This is a genomic window from Actinomycetospora sp. C-140 (assembly GCF_054796175.1).
This window is the reverse complement of sequence record NZ_JBTWNF010000013.1, coordinates 88,604-104,165: the sequence shown is the minus strand read 5'-3', so window position 1 is coordinate 104,165 and position 15,562 is coordinate 88,604. Positions and strand designations below refer to the sequence as shown.

15 protein-coding genes and 1 riboswitch are annotated in these 15,562 nt (G+C 75.9%); of the genes, 11 read left to right on the top strand and 4 right to left on the bottom strand.

The features are described 5' to 3' along the window. Window positions 1-16: 16 nt before the first annotated feature. The 4 genes from ACR9E3_RS21270 (at window position 17) to ACR9E3_RS21255 (ending at window position 4,753) form a co-directional block, all read left to right on the top strand. Window positions 17-1,480, top strand: coding sequence for a VWA domain-containing protein (locus ACR9E3_RS21270; RefSeq protein ID WP_460382526.1), 1,464 nt, complete (start codon window positions 17-19; stop codon window positions 1,478-1,480). A gap of 28 nt (window positions 1,481-1,508) precedes the next feature. Then, window positions 1,509-2,144 carry a nicotinate-nucleotide adenylyltransferase gene (nadD, locus tag ACR9E3_RS21265; RefSeq protein ID WP_460382525.1) on the top strand — a complete coding sequence of 212 codons (636 nt, stop codon included), beginning with the start codon at window positions 1,509-1,511 and terminating at the stop codon, window positions 2,142-2,144. Window positions 2,145-2,282: 138 nt separating this feature from the next. Then, window positions 2,283-3,707 carry a DUF6777 domain-containing protein gene (locus ACR9E3_RS21260; protein ID WP_460382524.1) on the top strand — a complete coding sequence of 475 codons (1,425 nt, stop codon included), beginning with the start codon at window positions 2,283-2,285 and terminating at the stop codon, window positions 3,705-3,707. Continuing rightward, window positions 3,704-4,753 carry a hypothetical protein gene (locus tag ACR9E3_RS21255; protein WP_460382523.1) on the top strand — a complete coding sequence of 350 codons (1,050 nt, stop codon included), beginning with the start codon at window positions 3,704-3,706 and terminating at the stop codon, window positions 4,751-4,753. Before ACR9E3_RS21260 ends, ACR9E3_RS21255 begins: the two co-directional genes overlap by 4 nt. A 9-nt stretch (window positions 4,754-4,762) precedes the next feature. Here the strand turns inward: ACR9E3_RS21255 and ACR9E3_RS21250 are convergent, their stop codons facing one another. Both ACR9E3_RS21250 and ACR9E3_RS21245 read right to left on the bottom strand, forming a co-directional pair. Next, window positions 4,763-5,245, bottom strand: coding sequence for a TIGR03618 family F420-dependent PPOX class oxidoreductase (locus tag ACR9E3_RS21250; RefSeq protein ID WP_460382522.1), 483 nt, complete (start codon window positions 5,243-5,245; stop codon window positions 4,763-4,765). A gap of 97 nt (window positions 5,246-5,342) precedes the next feature. Further along, complete coding sequence (locus tag ACR9E3_RS21245) at window positions 5,343-6,506, bottom strand: FIST signal transduction protein (protein WP_460382521.1); 1,164 nt, start codon at window positions 6,504-6,506, stop codon at window positions 5,343-5,345. A gap of 83 nt (window positions 6,507-6,589) precedes the next feature. Here ACR9E3_RS21245 and rsfS point away from each other — a divergent pair, with 83 nt between their 5' ends. The 6 genes from rsfS to ACR9E3_RS21215 all read left to right on the top strand — a co-directional run bounded on the left by rsfS (window position 6,590) and on the right by ACR9E3_RS21215 (window position 12,517). Beyond that, window positions 6,590-6,988, top strand: coding sequence for a ribosome silencing factor (rsfS, locus tag ACR9E3_RS21240; protein ID WP_460382520.1), 399 nt, complete (start codon window positions 6,590-6,592; stop codon window positions 6,986-6,988). Continuing rightward, the gene (locus ACR9E3_RS21235) at window positions 6,985-7,599 is read left to right on the top strand and encodes a histidine phosphatase family protein (protein ID WP_460382519.1); all 615 of its coding nucleotides are present in this window, start codon (window positions 6,985-6,987) and stop codon (window positions 7,597-7,599) included. Before rsfS ends, ACR9E3_RS21235 begins: the two co-directional genes overlap by 4 nt. Then, entirely contained in the window at window positions 7,596-8,327 is a 732-nt protein-coding gene (gene octT / locus ACR9E3_RS21230) for a diglucosylglycerate octanoyltransferase (protein WP_460382518.1), read from the top strand. The genes ACR9E3_RS21235 and octT overlap by 4 nt, the downstream gene beginning before the upstream one ends. A 56-nt stretch (window positions 8,328-8,383) precedes the next feature. Continuing rightward, a complete protein-coding gene (locus tag ACR9E3_RS21225; RefSeq protein ID WP_460382517.1) occupies window positions 8,384-8,815 on the top strand; it encodes an SRPBCC family protein in 432 nt (143 codons plus the stop codon). Between the two features lie 151 nt (window positions 8,816-8,966). Continuing rightward, a complete protein-coding gene (locus ACR9E3_RS21220; RefSeq protein WP_460382516.1) occupies window positions 8,967-10,031 on the top strand; it encodes a helix-hairpin-helix domain-containing protein in 1,065 nt (354 codons plus the stop codon). Between the two features lie 98 nt (window positions 10,032-10,129). Beyond that, complete coding sequence (locus ACR9E3_RS21215) at window positions 10,130-12,517, top strand: ComEC/Rec2 family competence protein (RefSeq protein WP_460382515.1); 2,388 nt, start codon at window positions 10,130-10,132, stop codon at window positions 12,515-12,517. A gap of 25 nt (window positions 12,518-12,542) precedes the next feature. Here the strand turns inward: ACR9E3_RS21215 and thrC are convergent, their stop codons facing one another. Beyond that, window positions 12,543-13,805: a threonine synthase gene (gene thrC / locus ACR9E3_RS21210; RefSeq protein WP_460382514.1), complete on the bottom strand. Its 1,263-nt coding sequence runs from the start codon at window positions 13,803-13,805 to the stop codon at window positions 12,543-12,545. Window positions 13,806-13,817: 12 nt separating this feature from the next. Beyond that, window positions 13,818-13,929, bottom strand: a riboswitch (SAM riboswitch). Between the two features lie 147 nt (window positions 13,930-14,076). Here thrC and holA point away from each other — a divergent pair. Then, on the top strand, window positions 14,077-15,096 hold the full coding sequence (gene holA, locus ACR9E3_RS21205; RefSeq protein ID WP_460382513.1) for a DNA polymerase III subunit delta: 1,020 nt from the start codon (window positions 14,077-14,079) through the stop codon (window positions 15,094-15,096). A gap of 133 nt (window positions 15,097-15,229) precedes the next feature. Here holA and rpsT read toward each other — a convergent pair whose 3' ends face one another. Further along, window positions 15,230-15,523: a 30S ribosomal protein S20 gene (rpsT, locus tag ACR9E3_RS21200; protein WP_285654156.1), complete on the bottom strand. Its 294-nt coding sequence runs from the start codon at window positions 15,521-15,523 to the stop codon at window positions 15,230-15,232. Window positions 15,524-15,562 lie beyond the last annotated feature (39 nt).

Genomic DNA, 15,562 nt, shown 5'->3' with positions numbered 1-15,562 from the left:
ATAGGGGAGCTCGACCGTGAGTGCCGTCGTCCAGGGTGGGCTGCCCGCCCACCTCGTCGACTTCGTCGGTGCGCTGCGCCGGGCGGGGATCGCGGTGGGCCCCGGGGAGTCGGTGGACGCCGCGGCGGTGATCTCCGAGCTCGACCTGCTGCGCCGCGAACAGCTGCGCGAGGGCCTGGCCGCGGCGATGCTGCGCCGCTCCGGGCAGCGCGCGGTGTTCGACGCGCTGTTCGACCTGTGGTTCCCGCTGGGGCAGGGCGCCGCACTCGGTGAGGTCGCGCTGCCCTACGCCGACGACGGGTCGGTCGACGTCGAGGCGCTGCGCGACCTGCTCGCCGGCCTGCTGCGCGACGGCGACACCGCGGCGATGGCCGAGCTGGCCCGCGCGATCGTCGACGGCCTGGGCGCCGTGGGACGCGGCTCCGGTCAGGGCGGTCAGGGGCAGGGCCAGGGCGAGGGTGGCGGCGACCGCGGCGAGGGCGGCGGCGGTCGCCCGTCGACGTGGTCGGCGTACCAGGCGCTCAACGCCGTGCGCCCCGAGACGCTGCTGGCCCGCGTGCTCGCCGACCTGCGCGGCGGCGCGGACGCGGACTGGGACAGCCCGTTCGCCGAGGAGGTGTCCCGCCGCCAGGTCCGCGAGCGCATCGCGTCGTTCCGCCGCATGGTCACCGACGAGGCCCGCCGGCGTGGCGCCGAGATCCGTGGACGCGAGGCCGCGGCGCGCACCGGGGTGCCGAAGCAGGGCGACCGCGTCGACTTCCTCACCGCCAACTCCGAGCAGCTCGCCGACCTGCGCCGCCGCGTCGCCCCGCTCGCGCGGCACCTGGCGTCCCGGCTGGCCGCGCGGCGCCGGCGCGCCCGTCGCGGGCCGATGGACCTGCGCCGCACCCTGCGCCGGTCGATGTCCACCGGCGGGGTCCCGATGCGGCCCGCGTTCCGCCGGCCGCGACCCGGGCGCCCCGAGCTGGTGCTGCTCTGCGACGTCTCCGGCTCGGTGGCGGGGTTCAGCCACTTCACGATGATGCTGGTCCAGGCCCTGCGCGAGCAGTTCTCCCGTATCCGGATCTTCTGTTTCGTCGACGGCTGCGTCGAGGTCACCGACCTCTTCGGCCCGAACGCCGACCTGGGCGGTGTCATGGCCGACATCACCGCGCGCCCCGGGCTGATCGCCTTCGACGGGCACAGCGACTACGGCGCGGCGTTCGGACGCTTCCGCGAGGGCTGGCCCGACGTCGTCGGCCCGCGGACGTCGCTGCTCGTGCTCGGCGACGGCCGCACCAACTACCGCGACCCGAACCTCGCCGTCCTCGGCGACCTCGCCGGGCAAGCCCGCCACGCGCACTGGCTCAACCCCGAGCCGCAGGCCCAGTGGGGCACGGGCGACTCGGCCGCGCGCCGCTACGGCGAGGTGATCCCGATGCACGAGTGCCGCACCGCGGCGCAGCTCGCGGGCGTGGTGTCGGGGCTGCTGCCGGTGTGAGGTGCGCGCGGCGATCTAGGCTGAACGGATGAGCGGCCGCCGGATCGGGGTCATGGGCGGCACCTTCGACCCCATTCACCACGGCCACCTCGTGGCCGCCAGCGAGGCCCAGGTCCGCTTCGAGCTCGACGAGGTCGTGTTCGTCCCGACCGGCCAGCCCTACCGCAAGGAGAGCCGCTCGGTCAGCCCGGCCGAGGACCGCTACCTCATGACGGTCGTCGCCACCGCGTCGAACCCGCGCTTCACCGTCAGCCGCGTCGACGTCGACCGGACGGGCCCGACCTACACCGTGGACACCCTGTCCGACCTCGCGACGATCTTCCCCGAGGACGAGCTCTTCTTCATCACCGGCGCCGACGCCCTCGAGCAGATCCTGTCGTGGCACCGCGCCGACGAGATGTTCCGGCTCGCGCACTTCGTCGGCGTCACCCGGCCCGGCTTCGACCTCGACGGCGACCACCTCCCGAGCGGCGCGGTCAGCCTGCTCGAGGTGCCCGCCATGGCCATCTCGTCGACGGCCTGCCGCGAGCGCGTCGCCGCGGGGGAGCCGGTCTGGTACCTCGTGCCCGACGGGGTCGTGCAGTACATCGCCAAGCGCGGGCTGTACCGCGAACGGGGTCAGGGTTGGGTGCTCGGTCCGACGGAACACGTCGCCCCCGAGTAGTGCCCTGGTCCACCGTTCGTCGCATCGACGACACGAACGAGTGACATGGCGGCGCGGCGACTAACGCCGCTCCGTGAGCAACCGAGATCCACTCTGAGTGCCGCCCGTGGGGGGCGGGTCCAGGGGAACGGATCTCGGATGATCATGCCGCCGCCGGCCGTCGCACCGGTCCAGCCACCGCCGCGCCGCACGTCCCGGGGGCTCATCGCCGCCCTCGTGGTGCTCGGCATGCTCGTCGCGGCCGCCGCGGGGATGCTCGTGGCCCGCGAGATGAGCGCGCCGACCAACGTCGCGCTCGAGCCCGTCTCCACCGCCGGCGCGGACCCGTTCATGCCGAGCGTGGGCACCGACGCCGTCGACGTCCGCCCCGTCGCGAACACCAGCGGACGCCACTCCGGCACGACCCCCGGCCTCTACGGCGGCTCCGGCAGCAACACGTGCGACCGCGAGCAGCTCAGCCGCTTCCTGGGTGAGCACCCGGACCGCGCGGCCGGCTGGGCGTCCGTCCTCGGCCTGCAGGACTCGTCGGCCTCGTCGATCTCGCGCTACGTCGACGGGCTCACCAGCGTCGTCCTGCGCTCGGACACCTACGTCACCAACCATGGCTGGGCCGGCGGCCACGTCACCTCGTGGGCCTCGGTCCTGCAGGCCGGCACCGCCGTCCTCGTCGACCGGTACGGCAACCCCGTCACCCGCTGCTTCTGCGGCAACCCGCTCTCCGCGCCGCAGTCCTTCAGCTCCGTGGCCTACTACGGCCCGCGCTGGTACTCGTTCACCTCGAACTCGATCACGGTGATCAACCACCAGACGACGACGGTGACGAACAACTACACGATCGTCGACGTGCACACCGGCCGCGGCTGGGACCGCCCCGTCGGCAGCGACGGGCACCACGACACGATCAACGTGAACGTCACGAACAACTACTTCCCGCCGCCGGCGAAGCCGAGCGACGAGAAGGACGGCGGCGGGCAGGGCGGCCCGGACAGCGGACCCACCAACGTCTCCGACCCGGACTCCGACACCGTCGCCGGCTCTCCGACGGGCGACTCTGCCGCGGGGGGTGGTGCCGGCGGCGCCGGGACGGGCGTCGACGCCGGATCGGACGGCGGGCCGCAGCCGCGGGTCGCCGTGCAGCCGGGGACGGGCAGCGAGCCGCAGGTCGACGCGCAGCCGGAGGGCTCGGAGGGTTCCTCGGACGGCGTCGTCCCGGCCCAAGCTCCGGCCCTCGCGCCGGCAGGGCTGCCCGAGGACACGCAGTCCGGTGGATCGGACGCCGCCGACACCCCGGTGACCTCGTCGACCACGACCACCACGACCCAGTCGGCCGCGGCGCCCAGTGGCACGCTGACCGCGTCCGGGTGCTTCGGCGACGGGTCCGTCACGTTCTCCGGCAGCGGCGGGACGAGCGGCAGCTACAGCGCCGGCGAGGCCGGGGGGACCTGGACCTTCAGCGGCACGATGCTCGAGATGACGCCCGCGTCGGGTGATGGCTCGGCGACCACACTGACGCCGTCCTCCTCGGGGTGGACCGACGGCTCCTGCACGCTGACCACGCCGTGAGCAGGCACCGCCGACCCGACGACGAGGACGACGAGGACGTCGTCCCAGGCGTCCTCACCGACGACGAGCCCACCACGGGCTCGCACGCCACACCGCCGCGGACGCGGGTCGTGATCGTCCCGCGGCCCCGGCTCTCCGAGCCGGAGCCCGGCGGTGGCGGTGTCGCGGACGCGCCGGACGCCGCGGCGTCCGGCGCCCCGCGGACGGGTCTGCCCGGGCCGGCGTCGGAGACCCCGGTGGCCCGGCGGCGGGAATGGTCGGACGCGCCGGGCGGGTTCGTCCGCGCGGGCGACACGGGGCCGCAGACGCTCCCGCCGACGCCCGCGCCGGTCGTCAGCACGCCGTTCGTGCCGCTCCCGCACGACGCCTGGGGTCCCTGGCCGCCCGACGGCCAGTACCCGTTGCCCTCGATGCCGTCGTCCCGACCGATGATCCCGACGACCCCGCCACCGCGGCGTGGACCCGGGCCTGCCGTCATCGGCGGGATCGCCGTGCTCGTCGTCCTGCTCCTCGGGCTCGGCGTCGCGCTCGTGCAGCCCGGTCTGGTCGGGCTCCACGGGTCGCCGCTGTTCGAGGTCGCCGGCGAGCCCGGTCCGGGCACGACCGAGGCGGGCACCACCAGCGAGGTCGCCCCCGTCGGGAGCGGGAGCCCGAGCGCGGCGGCCCCGGCCGACCCGGCCACCGAGCTGCGGGACCTCGCGCGGTCCGATGCGGCGTCAGTCGTGGGCGTCGAGAACACCTGGGTGCCCCAGCTCTCGTCCAAGCGTCCCGGCACCGTCGCCGACGGTCGCACGTGGGACGCCGCGGCGATCCTCGCCGAGCACCAGCAGCTCCGTGCCCGTTACCCCGAGGCGCGGCTGCTGTGGTCGGGCGACTGGCCGGTCTTCGGCAGCGGGGACTACTGGGTCACGGTGCTCGCGTCGCCGGCCCTGTCACCGGGCGGGGCCAACGGGTGGTGCGACCGCCAGGGACTCGGCGCCGACGCGTGCTTCGCCAAGTACCTCTCGCGTACCGCCGGCAGCGACGGCACGGCGGTGCACCGCTGAGCCGGTCGCTCAGCCCTGGCGGTGCACGGCGGTCGGGACGATGCGCAGGATCAGGCGCGTCTGCTCCCGGCCGCCGAACCACGGGTAGGGGCCGCCGAGGTAGCGCCGCGACAGGTGCTCGATGTGCTCGGTGGCGCCGTCGGGGGTGATGTCGACGACCCGGCCGCGGACCGCGATGTACCGGCTCGGTCGACCGGCCTCGGCGACGGCGACCGAGATGCGGGGGTCGCGGCGCAGGTTGCGGACCTTCTGGAAGCCCTCGACGGTGTTGATCACTATGTGGGTGCCGTCGGTGTCGACCCAGGTCTCGGTGGTCTGCGGCGAGCCGTCGGGCATGACCGTCGCGACGAAGCAGGGGTTCGGGCCGCGCAGGAGGGCGACGACGTCGTCGGGCAGGCGCCGCGGGGGCTCCGGGGTGCGCGGCGCGTCCTCCAGGGGAGGCCGGTCGTCCTCCGGGGAGCGCCGGCCGTCGGGCCGGTGCGCGGGGCTCATGGTGATGTCGTGCTCCTGGCGAGGCGATCGCGAACGGCGTCCACCGTAGGAGTGACCGCACCCGCCCTCGACAGGGCCCCCGGACGGACGGCCCCGGCTACGCGGAGTCCCCGAACGCCAGCACCGAGGCCGTGAAGGCGTGGAGGTGGTTGCGCGCGGCCACCGGTCCGATCTCGCCGGCGGCGAAGAAGCCCGCCACGCCCTGGGGCTCGAGGCCGCGCCGGACGGCGAGGACGTCGTGGTCGGCGTCGGGGAACATGGCCCGGCCCCGCCCGTTGCAGGAGAACAGCAGGGCGCCGGCCGTGCCGCCCTCGCCGCGGAAGCGCGTCATCAGCCAGTCGAGGTCGGCGTCGGCGCTCGCGGCGTCGCGCACCTGGAACCGCACGGTGCGGCCGACCTCCACGATGTCGCCCACGGTCACCGTGCCCTCGTCCGGGTCGGCGCCGACGACGCCGCGGATGAGGAAGTCGCCCTGGCGGTGGTCGTCGGCGTACTCGTCCATCGCGACCCCGAGGTGCAGGCCCTGCGCGACCATCTGCTGCTCGGCCTCGTCGAGCTCGCCGATGATCTGCTCGAGCTTCCGGTAGGCGGGCTGCCCCGCCAGACCATGCAGGTGCGGGCCCTCGGCCGCCGTGACCGTCATCGCGGGGCCGACGGGACGGCACCCCTGGCTGACCAGCGTGCGGACCCGCACGTCCCCGCCGATCGTCACGCCGACGACGCCGCGCTCGTACACCGTGCCGTCGAGGAACAGGCGCGTGCCGCCGGCCCCGCCCGGGCCGGACGCGAGCCCGCCGACCATCGGCAGCCCCTTCAGCGCCGTCCCGGAGTGCTCGACGAAGCCCTGGATGGGGAAGGTGTACGGGTCGGCGAGCACGAGGGCGACCTCGTCGGCGTCGGTACGCGCCGGCATGCCGCCGACGACGATGCCGGTGTCGGTGCGGCTCGCGTCGAGGTGGAACGGCGTGAAGGTCGCCTCCGGCAGCGCCCCCGCCCAGGCCGCGACCGCCGGCGCGGCCTCGACACCCCGCCCGTCGCCGATCACGCCACCGGCGCTGCACCCCACGGCGACGCGGGCCCCGGCGACCTCCATCGCCCGCTCCCCGGCGCGGGCGATCTCGGCGGGGTCGGGGTGGCAGACGAAGAGGGCGAGCAGGTCGGGTCGGCGGCCCCCGAGCGGAGCGGTGGCCTGTGAGACGGCGTTCTCGGCGGCGGCCACCAGGTCGGCGCCCTGGGCCAGCCCGTCCCCGTAGTCCGACATCGGCCCAGTATGCGACGGCCGCGCGCCCTTGATGGCGTCGAGTACCATCACAGCGCCGTTGCCGTCGACCTCCGAAGGGTTTCGTGGCCGTCACCGACCGCGCACGCCGTCTCGCCGAGACCGCCGCGCTCGCCGCTGCCGACAAGTTGGCCCAGGACGTCGTCGCCATCGACGTGTCCGAGCGGCTCCCGCTCACCGACGCCTTCGTCATCGCCTCCGCGCCCAACGAGCGCCAGGTGCAGGCCGTCGTCGACAATGTCGAGGAGAAGCTGCGGCCCCTCGACGCGAAGCCGGTGCGCCGCGAGGGCACGCAGGAGGCCCGCTGGGTCCTGCTCGACTTCGGCGACATCGTCGTCCACGTGCTGCACAGCGACGAGCGCGAGTTCTACGGGCTCGAGCGGCTGTGGAAGGACTGCCCGGCCGTGCCGTTGCCCGCGGAGGTGTACGGCCCGCCCGCCGACCAGTCCGCCGCCGGCGAGTGAGCCTGTCCCGACTCGTCCTCGCCCGTCACGGGCGGACGATGTGGAACGCCGAGAGCCGCATGCAGGGCCGCCTCGACCCCGACCTCGACGACACCGGGCGTGCGCAGGCCCTGGCCGCCGCACCGCTGCTCGCGGCCTACGAGCCCGCGCTGCTCGTCGCGTCCGACCAGGTCCGGGCCTGGCGCACCGCCGAGGCCGTCGCCAAGGAGGCCGGCCTGGTCCCGCGGCCGGAGCCCCGCCTGCGCGAGACGTCGCTGGGCGACTGGGAAGGCCTGACCGGGGCCGAGGTCGAAGCGGGCTGGCCCGGCGGGCTGGAGGCGTGGCGCACCGATCCCGCGTGGGCGCCGCCGGGCGGCGAGTCCCGTGTCGACGTCGCGGAGCGCGCCTTCCCCGTGCTCGCCGAGCTCGACACGGAACTGGGCGGCACCGACGAGCGCCAGACCGCGATGGTCGTCGCCCACGGCGGCACCATCGGGGCACTGACGGCCTCGGCGCTGGGGTGGCCGGTCGAGACGTGGCACTCGCTCTCGCCGTTGGGGAACTGCGCCTGGGCGATCCTCGAGCACCGCATCGACCGCTGGCGGCTGAGGGCCTGGGGCCTCGGCGCGTGACCGTGGGGGACCCGGTCCTCGTCGTGATCGCCGACTCGCTGTCCTTCCACGGCCCCGACCGCGCCGAGCCCGCCGACGAGCCGCGACTCTGGCCGCACGTGGCCGCACACGCGCTGGGCGGGCGAGCCGAGCTGCACGCGGGTCTGGGGTGGACCGCGCGGCACGCCTGGCGTGCGATGGTCGGCGACCCCCGGATCTGGGCGTCGCTGCGGCACGCCGACGCCGTCGTCCTCGGGGTCGGCGGGATGGACACCCTGCCGTCGCCGGTGCCGACGGCGGTGCGCGAGCTGATCCCGGCGGTGCGTCCGACGTGGCTGCGGCGCGCGGTGCGCGACGCCCACCGGCGGGCGACGCCGGAGGTCGCCCGGGTGCTCGGCCGCGTCGGGCCGGTCGCGCTGCCGCCCGCCGAGACGGTGCGGTACCTCGAGCGGCTCCGCGTCGCGGTGACCACCCTGATCCCGGGGCTCCCGGTGGTCGGCATGCTCCCCGCGGTGCACCGGGCGCCGGCCTACGGCGGCGTGCACGCCGGACGGGAGCGCCACGTCGCGGCGATGACGGCGTGGGCGGCGGCGCACGACGTCGTCCTCGTCGACCCGGTGCCGCACGTGGCCGCGCACGTCCTCGGCGGGCACGGCAACCCCGACGGCATGCACTGGGGCTGGACGGGTCACCGCGCCGTCGGCGAGGCGGTCGGTCGGGCGGTGGGGGAGGCGCTGGCCGGACGGTGACGGCTGCCCGCCCTTTGCCGGATGTGCCCCGACCTCCGGACGACGAGGATGGCGCCGTGACGATCGTGGTGAACCACCTGGACTCCGACGCCGACCCGGAGACCGTGTTCGACCACGTCGCCGACCTGCGCACCGAGGCGGTGTGGAACCCCGCGGCCCGGCGCATCGACCTGGTCGGCCCGGATCCCGTGGGACCCGGCGCGCGCTTCGACGGGACCTGGCTGGGGCTGGGGCGCGGGAGTGCCGAGATCCTCGAGTACACCCGGCCGACCCACTGGCGCACCCGGTGTCGTTTCCGCGGCCTCGACATCGACCTCCACGGTGCCGTCGAGCCCCGCGACCGGGGCAGTCGGCTGACCCTCACCCTCGAGCTCGCGGCCGGACGCACCCTGCGCCCGGTCCTGCCGGCGCTCGCGGCGGGCCTGCGGGTGGCGGGGCGCAGCAACATGCGCCGCCTGGGACGCATGCTGGCGATGCCGGGGGTCTGAGGGCGCCTGCGGCCCCCGGGCGGTTGGTGTCCGCCGTTCGGACGTGCCCCGGCCCCGACCGCGCCGCGGTCCGTCCCCAGCGTCGCCGGTTGTCCCCAGGGCCGCGGTCGACGCTGTCCGGGATGACGGGCGTGTTCCTAGCGTCCCGCGCATGGCCCGCCCCTCACCGCTCGTTCCCGACGGCGCCCGTGCCCGGCTGCGGGCGCTCGGGGATCCGCCGGCCGTCGTCGGCGATCGCCCCGAGCGCTGGGGCCCGCAGGAGACCGTCGAGGTGGGAGAACGCGGTGGTGCGGGTCGGGTCGGCTGGCCCGGCGCACCGCAGGGCACCCCCGCGGCGCGTCTGCGGCTGCCGCCGCGGTCCGGTGCGTCCCGGACGCGCGGGGACGACGAGTCGTGGGAGGACGAAACGCCGCCCGTGGCGCGCGGGAGCGGTTGGTGGGACGACGAGGACGACGAGTCCGTGCGTCCGGCCGCGCGCGGGAGCGCGTGGGACCCACCGGAACCGGGGGAGCGGGCGCGACGCTGGCTCGGGCGGTGGGTGCCGGCGTCGTGGGCAGGGGCGCGGTGGGACCCCGGGCGCACCGGAGCCCTGGCTCTCGCCGCGGTGGCCGCGGTCGCCGCGGTCGTCGCCGCGGTGGGGGTGTGGGCGGGGCGCCCGGTCGCCGAACCGGTACCCGCGCTGCCCGCCGTGGCGGGGCCGTCGTCCGCCACGGCCGGGCCGTTGGCCGTGCCGGGTGCGGCCCCGGCCGACGCGGGCCCGATCGTCGTGTCGGTGTCGGGGCGCGTGACACGTCCGGGGCTGGTGCGGCTCCCGCCCGGGAGCCGCGTCGGCGACGCGGTCGAGGCCGCCGGCGGCGCGGCGCCCGACGCCGACATGACCGGGCTGAACCTCGCCGCCCGCCTCTCCGACGGCGAGCAGGTCGTGGTCGGCGTCCCGGCCCCGGCCGCGCCGGCGGGTGCGGCGGCGGGCGGGGCGCCGGCGGGAGCTCCCGCGAACGCTGCGGCCGGCGCTCCCGGCGGTGGGGGGCGGGTCGACCTCAACACCGCGACCCTCGAACAGCTCGACCAATTGCCCGGCGTCGGTCCGGTCACCGCCCAGCGCATCCTCGAGTGGCGGACGCAGAACGGGCGCTTCGGAGCCGTCGAGCAGCTGCAGGAGGTCAGCGGCATCGGTGACGCCCGCTTCGCGACCCTCCGCGACCTGGTGACGGTGTGAGCGATCGCCGGGTGGTCGAGCCCGGCGATGCAAGCCCGGGGCGGGGGAGTCCGGGGCGGGGGAGTCCGGGGCGTGCGCCGGTCTCGGAGACGGAGCCCGTGGCGCCGCCCGACCTGCGGCTCGTGCCCGCGGCGCTCGCCTCCTGGGGCGTCGCCGTCGCGGCCCTCACCGCCGGGTGGGGCGCGGCGGCGGTCCTCGTGGCGGTGGCGGTGGTCGCGCTGGGGATCGCGGTGCGGCGGCGCGGAGCACGGTCCGGGGTGGCCGAGACTCCTCGGTCATCGGGATGGCGTGCGGTGGTGATCGCGACCGGTGGGTGCGCGGCGGCCGTCGGTCTCGTCGCCGGCCTCGGGGCGTTCGCCGTGGCGAGCCACCCGCTGCGCCCGGCCACCGGCACCGGCGCCTCCGCGCGCCTGGACCTCGTGCTCACCGCCGACCCGCAACCGGTGCGGTCGAGCGTGCCGGGGGCGGGGCGGGTCGTGGTGCGCGGCGAGCTCGTGAGCGGGCAGGTCGGGGCGGGGGTGACGTGGCGCGCGGGTGGGCGGGTCGTCCTGCTGGCTCCTGCCGACGGGTGGGGGGACCTGCTGCCCGGCCAGGTGGTGAGCGCCCGGGGCCGCCTCGCCCCGCCCGACCGCGCCGACCTCACCGTGGCCGTCCTCCAGGTCCGCGGTCCGCCTCGTGCGGTCGGGCCGGTGCCGACCGCCCAGCGCGTCGCCGGCGATCTGCGGGGCGGTCTGCGCGACGCGGCCCGGGCCGTGCTCGCCGAGGACCCGGCCGGGCTGCTGCCGGGGCTGGTGGTCGGCGACACCTCGGGGATCAGCTCGGGGCTCGCCGACGACTTCCGCACCGCCGGCCTCACGCACCTGACGGCGGTGTCCGGCACGAACGTGGCGATCGTCTGCGGTGCTGTGCTGCTGCTCGCCCGGTCGGGTCGTCTGGGTCCGCGGACGGCGGCGGTGCTGGCGGGGCTCGCGCTGGTGGGGTTCGTGGTCCTGGCCCGGCCGTCGCCGAGCGTGCTGCGCGCGGCCGTGATGGGCGGGATCACGGTGCTCGCGCTGGCGGTGGGTCGGCGACGGTCGGTGGTCCCGGCGCTGTGCGCGGCGGTGATCGTGCTGCTGCTCGTCGACCCGGGCCTCGCGACCGACCCCGGGTTCGCGCTCTCGGTGCTCGCGACCGGGGCGCTGGTGCTGCTCGCACCCGGTGTGGTGGCCCGGTTGCGGGCGCGCGGGCTGCCGGTGGGGATCGCGGAGGCGCTCGCGGTGCCGGTGGCCGCCCACGTGGTCACCGCGCCGGTGATCGCAGGCCTGTCGGGGGAGGTCAGCCTGGTCGCGGTGGTCGCCAACCTGCTGGCGGCGCCGGTGATCGCGCCGGTCACCGTGCTCGGGGTGCTCGCCGCGGCCGTCGCGCCGGGGTGGACCGCGGGCGCCCACGCGCTGGTGTGGCTCGCGGGTCCCGGGGTGTCGTGGCTGGTGTGGGTCGCGCGCCGGTGCGCGGCCGTCCCGGGCGCGACGTTCGCGTGGCCCGGCGGGGTCGCGGGCGCCCTGGCCCTGGCTGCAGTGGTGGTGCTCGTCGCGGCCGCACTGCGCTGGCGCCGGCTGCGCGCGGTGGTCGCCGCCGTGCTCGTCGGGACGCTGCTCGTCATCGTCCCGACCCGCGTGATCCCGCCGGGCTGGCCGCCGGAGAAGTGGGTGATGGTGGCCTGCGACGTGGGTCAGGGTGACGGACTCGTGCTCGCGACCGGCGAGCCGGGCCGCGCGGTGCTCGTGGACGCCGGGCCGGACGCGGGGGCGATCGACGGCTGCCTGACCCGGCTGGGTGTGCGCTCGCTCGCGCTGGTCGTGCTGACCCACCTGCACGCCGACCACGTGGGCGGCCTCGCGGGGGCGCTCGGCGGCCGGTCGGTCGGCGGCGTCGCGCTGGGTCCGGCGCGCGATCCGGGCGACACGCTCGTCCAGGTCATGGGCCGCAGCGCCGCCGCCCGGGCGCCCCTGGTCGCCCTCGGGCGCGGGACCGTGCTGCGGTGGCCGGGCCTGGCGCTCGAGGTGCTCGGCCCCGTCCGCCCCACGGTGCGCGTCGACGGCGAGGACGGGACCGCGGTCAACGACACCTCGGTGGTGCTGCGCGCCCACACCCCGGTCGGGCGGGTCCTGCTGCCCGGTGACGCGGAGCGCTCCGCGCAGTCCGGCCTGCTCGGCTCGGGCGCGGACCTCCACGCCGAGATCCTCAAGGTGCCCCACCACGGGTCGCGGTCGTCGCTGCCCACGTTCCTCACCGCGGTGCACGCCTCGCTCGCGCTGGTGAGCGTCGGCCGCGGCAACACCTACGGCCACCCGAACCCGGGGATCCTGGGCGTGCTCGCCCGCGGCGGAGCTCTCGTGCGTCGCACCGACGAGTCCGGCGACCTCGCGGTCGTCGTCTCGCCCGACCCGCGGGGTGGGCCCGCCGTCGTCGCGCGTGGCGACCCCCGCCCCGACCCTCGTCGGAGATGATCGGGTGCCCCTCGCGCCGAGGAAGCTAGAGGCCCAGCGCCTCGCGGACGGCCTTCGAGGTCGCCGGGATCGTCGCCTTCGGGCCGACCTGGTGCTCGATGGCATCGAGGGTCTTCAGCCCGTCGCCGGTGATCAGCAGAACGGTGTCGGCATCGGGGTCGAGATCGCCCGACTCGACCATCTTCTTCGCGTTCGCGACCGTCACCCCGCCCGCGGTCTCGGCGAAGACGCCCTCGGTGCGGGCGAGCAGCCGGATGCCGTCGCGGACCTCCTCGTCGGTGACGTCGGTGACCACGCCGCCGCAGCGGCGCACCGCGTCGAGCACGTAAGGGCCGTCCGCCGGGTTCCCGATCGCCAGCGAGCGGGCGATGGTGTCGGGCTTCTGCGGCCGGACGACGTCGGTGCCCTCGCGGAACGCCGTCGAGACCGGGGAGCACCCCGCGGCCTGGGCTCCGAAGACCTTGTAGTCGCCGCCCTCGACCAGCCCCAGCGAGATCAGCTCCGCGTAGGCCTTGTCGACCTTCGTCAGCTGCGAGCCCGACGCGATCGGGATGACGGTCTGGGCCGGCACGCGCCAGCCGAGCTGCTCGGCCACCTCGTAGCCGAGGGTCTTCGAGCCCTCGGCGTAGTAGGGCCGGACGTTGACGTTGACGAACGCCCACTCCTCCTGCTCGAAGGCGAGCTCGGTGGCGAGGCGGTTGACGTCGTCGTACGTGCCCTCGCAGGCGAGGAGGTTCGTGTCGTAGACCGCGGTCATCAGGATCTTCGCACGCTCGAGCGAGGCGGGGATCAGCACGACGGAGTCCCACCCGGCCCGGGCGGCCGCGGCGGCGGTCGCGTTGGCGAGGTTGCCCGTCGACGGGCAGGCGAGCGTCGTGAAGCCCAGCTCGCGGGCGGCGGCGAGGGCGACCGCGACGACGCGGTCCTTGAAGGAGTGCGTCGGGTTGCCGGTGTCGTCCTTGACCCACAGGTTCCTGATCCCGAGCGCGGCACCGAGGCGGTCGGCGCGCAGCAGGCGGGTGCAGCCCGGGTCCATGTTCGGGTGCTCGGCCACGGTGGTCGGGACGGGCAGCAGGTCCTTGTAGCGCCAGATGCTGCGGGGGCCGCGCTCGATGTCCTCGCGGGTGACGCGGCCGAAGTCGTAGGCCACCTCGAGGGGGCCGAAGCACTGGGGGCACGCGAACTCGGCGGCCAGGTCCATACGGTGCCCGCAGGCCCGGCAGGCGAGGGCGCAGGCGGGGCCCAGGTCGTAGCCGGTACTGGTCGTCGGCTGGGCGGTCAGCGTCATGGAAGGAAATCCTCCTCATCTTCCCCGCGAACGGGTCGGAATTGGCACCGTGATCGCCCGCAGAACGCTGGCGCCGGTTGCCGGGGTGTCATCGGGCCGGTCCCTCTACCCCTCTGGATGAGCCGTATTCGGTTGTCGGAGGCCCCTCGGGCACGTCCGGCGGAGGACTTTACGGCACCGGCCGGAGCCCGACCACCGAGCGGCGCGCGGTGGAGACCTGCCTCACGATGTCCCGGGCGGAGCTGTCGGGACGCCGTGACACGATCGACGGGTGAGTCCCGAGGCCCCGGCGCCGCTGCAGATCGTCGTCGGCGACGAGGCGCTGCTGGTCGAGCGGGCGGTGGCGCGTGCGGTCGCCGCGGCACGCGACGCCGACCCCGCCGTCGAGGTGTCGCACGTGCCCGCGGGGGAGCTCACCGCGGGGACGCTGGGCGAACTGGTCAGCCCGTCGCTGTTCGCCGAGTCGCGCGTGGTCGTGGTGGAGAACGGCCACGACGCGGGCGCCGAGGTCACGACGCTGCTGCTCGACTACGCCAGGACGCCGAGCGACGGGGTGACGCTGGTCGTCGTGCACCGCGGGCCCCCGAAGAGCGGCAAGGGGCGTCGGCCCGCGAAGGGCAAGGAGCCCGCGAAGCCCAAGGGCGACGCCCTGCTCGAGGGCCTGCGCTCGGCCGGCGCGAACGAGGCGTCCGCGGCGTCGCTGTCCGACGACCAGCGGGCCGACTTCGTGCGCACCGAGATCCGCCAGGCCGGCGGCAAGATCACCGGTGAGGCGCTCGGGCTGCTCATGGACGCCGTGGGGTCCGACCTGCGCGAGCTCGCCGCCGCGGCCTCCCAGCTCGCGTCCGACTCCGGCGGCCACATCGACGCGGACGCCGTCCGCCGCTTCCACCGCGGACGCGCCGAGGTCACCGGCTTCGCCGTCGCCGAGAAGGCGATCACCGGCGACCGCCTGGGCGCGGTCGAGGAGCTGCGCTGGGCGCTCGAGACCGGCGTGCCCCACGTGCTGCTCGCCGACGCCCTCGCCGACGCCGTGCGCACGGTCGCGCGGGTCAGCGCGGCGGGCCGCGGCGATCCGTACGCCATGGCGTCGGCGCTGAAGATGCCGCCGTGGAAGGTCCGCAAGGCCCAGGGGCAGGCGCGGGGCTGGGGCGCCGAGGGGCTCACGCAGGCGATGGGCGTCGTCGCCGACCTCAACGCCGACGTCAAGGGCGCGGCCGCCGACCCGGCGTACGCCATCGAGCACGCCGTCGAGCTCGTCGTCGCGGCGCGGGGCAGCACCCGCCGCTGACCGGTGATCGAAGTACCGATACGGACGCTCAGCGTCTGCGAAGGCACTTCGCTGACAACCCCGCACACGCACCACGGCCCGCTCCCGGCGAACCGGGAACGGGCCGTGGTCGTGGTCGTGCTGGGGGCCGGGCTCAGGCCGGGGTCTTGCCCGCCTTGGCGTCGACGGTGAAGCGCTCGGCGCGGTGAGCCATGCGCGACTTCTTGTTCGCCGCCTGGTTCTTGTGGATGACGCCCTTGCTGACGGCCTTGTCGAGCAGGCGGGCGGCCTCGCGCTGCCGGGTGGTGGCCACCTCGGTGTCGCCGGCCTCGACGGCCTCGCGGTAGCGGCGGATCGCGGTCTTGATGCGCGACTTCGCCGCCTTGTTCCGCTGGCGCGCCTCCTCGTTCTTGCGGATGCGCTTGACCTGCTGCTTGATGTTCGCCACGGGAGTCTTCGAACCTCGTCTGTCGGTGCCTGTCTGGCG